The 1,038-nt window shown below is 77.3% G+C and carries 1 protein-coding gene and 1 pseudogene; one reads left to right on the forward strand and one right to left on the reverse strand.

Annotated elements, in window-relative coordinates; all coding sequences use genetic code 11:
- Positions 1-462 (reverse strand): annotated as a pseudogene (locus AB0J52_RS42090) (hypothetical protein); the annotation flags it as partial.
- A gap of 105 nt (positions 463-567) precedes the next feature.
- Between AB0J52_RS42090 and AB0J52_RS42095 the strand changes: the two are divergent.
- On the forward strand, positions 568-1,038 hold a 471-nt coding region (locus AB0J52_RS42095), incomplete at its 3' end, for a DUF2332 family protein (protein ID WP_500188920.1).

The following is a 1,038-nucleotide window of genomic DNA, read 5'->3' on the forward strand; positions in this document are numbered from 1 at the left end:
GAGGCCGCCGGCGGGCGTGTTCGCGGAGAAGCGGGCGACCAGCGGGTGCAGGGTGCGGGCGGACGGCGCGACCTCCCTGCCCTCCGAGGCGCGGAAGTCGAAGTCGGCATGGGTGAACGGCTGCCGGGTCGTGCGGTACCCGGCGGCGCGCAGCCTGCCCTCGACGTAGGCGGCGGACTCCAGATGGCCGTTGGTGCCGGACGCCCGGATGCCCTTGTTCCGGTCGGCGACGCGCTGGAGCGCCTCCAGGTGCCGCCAGGCGTTGCCGGCGGTCACCTCGCGGACCATCTTCCGGGCGAGCCTCTCGTTCCCGGTCGATCCCGGGGCGGCGTTCGCGGCCGGGGCGATCCCGGCGACGAGGGCCGCCGCCGCGAGCGCCGCGGCCACGCGCCGGCCGGGCCCGCCGCTTCCTCGCCCGCGCGCCCGCGCGTGTCGTTCTCCGTGTCGGTCCGTGCGCGTCATCGCGCCTCCTTCGGTCGCTCCTGGCGGAGCCCCCCGATCGCGGATGTGAGTGCTCGCGATCGTCCCAAGCAAAGATCTTTTCGGTCAACGGAGAGAATCGGGGCCATGAGACCGAGTTCCCGCGCCGACCTTCGCGCCGAGCTGCTCGCCCAGGCGGCGACCTGCGCGAAGGGCGGCTCCCCCATGTACGCCGAGCTGCTGCGGCGTGCCGCCGACGATCCGGACGGACCGGTCGCCGCGGTCCTTTCGGACGGGCCGGAGGCCGGCCGGGTCCTGCGGCTGCTCGGCGCGACCCACCGGCTGGTGCTGGAGGGCCGCGCCCCCGGACTGGCCGCGCACTACCCGACGGCGGGCGGCACGGCCGACCCGCTGGCCGCCTGGCCCGCGTTCCGGGCGCTGCTCGCGGACCGTCCGGACGAGGTGCGCGCCGGGATGTCCGGCGCGCCGCAGACCAACGAGGTCGGCCGGGCCGCGCCGCTCGTCGGCGGCCTGCTGGCGATCCTGGCGGCGGCCGGGGAGCGGCCCGTCCGGCTGCTGGAGGCCGGGGCCAGCGCGGGCCTGAACCTGCGCGCCGAC

Source organism: Spirillospora sp. NPDC049652 (assembly GCF_040675125.1).
GTDB lineage: Bacteria > Actinomycetota > Actinomycetes > Streptosporangiales > Streptosporangiaceae > Spirillospora.